Origin of the sequence: Microbacterium sp. Bi98 (genome assembly GCF_918698045.1) — a bacterium.
GTDB lineage: Bacteria > Actinomycetota > Actinomycetes > Actinomycetales > Microbacteriaceae > Microbacterium.
Map to the genome: position 1 here is coordinate 1 of NZ_CAKKLK010000025.1, position 1496 is coordinate 1496.

General features: G+C 74.4%; 2 protein-coding genes. Both read left to right on the forward strand.

What is annotated here, in order from left to right; translation table 11 throughout:
- On the forward strand, positions 1-559 hold a 559-nt coding region (locus LQZ85_RS17825; RefSeq protein WP_253073886.1), incomplete at its 5' end, for an FGGY-family carbohydrate kinase.
- A partial coding sequence (locus LQZ85_RS17830) for a phosphoglycerate dehydrogenase (RefSeq protein ID WP_230101307.1) occupies positions 559-1496 on the forward strand: 938 nt, incomplete at its 3' end. The genes LQZ85_RS17825 and LQZ85_RS17830, both read left to right, overlap by 1 nt.

The following is a 1496-nucleotide window of genomic DNA, read 5'->3' on the forward strand; positions in this document are numbered from 1 at the left end:
CGCCCGCCCCGACACCGCCCGGCTCACCACGGAGGCCGGGGGCGACCTCGACACCGAGGACCTCTACTTCCTCCCCTATCTGCTCGGCGAACGATCCCCGCTGTGGGACCCGCACGCCCGCGGAGCATTCGTCGGCCTCGCCCGTCACCACACCCGCGCGCACCTCACCCGAGCCGTGCTCGAGGGTGTCGCGTACAACCTGCTCACCTGCATCCAGGCGTTCCGCGAATCCGGTGCGTCGATCGACCGCATCGACGCGGTGGGCGGCGGAGCGCAGAGCGACGCCTGGCTCGGCATCCTCGCCGACGTCTGGGGTGTGCCGATCCGACGGCGCACGATCGTCGAAGAGGCCAACAGCCTCGGCGCCGCTGTCACCGGTGCCGTCGGCCTCGGCCTCGCCGACTTCTCGGCGGCGCGGGCGCTCAGCGAGGTCACGGCGGAGTTCACTCCGGACGCCGGCCGGCACGCCGTGCACGCGCAGCGGCATTCGCGCTTCGTCGGCGCCTACGCCGCACTCGAGCCGTGGTTCGCCCAGGCCCCCGCCACCCGAGGCGCCTGATGGGAGTCATCCTCGCGACCAGCCGGTCGTTCTCGGACGGAGACCTCGACCTCGTCGGGCGAGCCAGGGCCGCCGGCCACGAGATCGTCCGGGGCCCCGCCCACCACGGGCTCACCGAGCTCGCACCCCTGCTCGCTGCCGCCGAGGGGTGGATCGCGGGCACGGGTCCGGTGACCGACGACCACCTGGCCGCCGCGCCGAACCTCAGGGTCGTGGCCCGCTACGGCGTCGGCACCGAGGCGGTCGATCTCGACGCGGCGCTGCGGCGCGGCATCCCGGTGACGAACACCCCGGGGGCGAACGCGGATGCCGTCGCCGACCACGCCGTCGGCCTCATGCTCGCCGCGCTCCGGTTCATCCCCGACGGCGATCGCCGCGTGCGGGCCGGCGACTGGGCCGTGCGGCGCGGTCGCGAGCTCGGAGCCGCCACGGTCGGCATCGTGGGCTTCGGCCGCATCGGCCAGGGCGTCGCCCGACGTCTGAGCGGTTTCGGCGCACGCGTGCTCGCGGCCGATCCCTTTCTGCCGGCCGACGTGATCGCCGAGCGCGGCGCCGAACCGGTCGACCTCGACGAGCTGTTCCGCACCGCCGACGTCATCACCCTGCACGCCCCGGGCGGGCAGACGCTCGTCGATGCGGCGCGACTCGACCGCATCCGCCCCGGCACGATCCTGGTGAACACCGCCCGCCCCGATCTCGTCGACGAGGCGGCACTCGCCGCCGCCCTGCGTGACGGACGCCTCGGCGGATACGCCGCCGACACGTTGACCGGCGACACCGCGGCGAGCGCGAGTCCGCTGCTCGCCGACGACCTCGCCGACCGTGTCACCGTGACCCCGCATCTCGGCGCGCAGACGACCCAGGCCGTCGACAACATGGGCTCGATGTCCCTCGACGATGTGCTCGCGGTTCTCGCGGGCACCGCTCCCGCCCACCC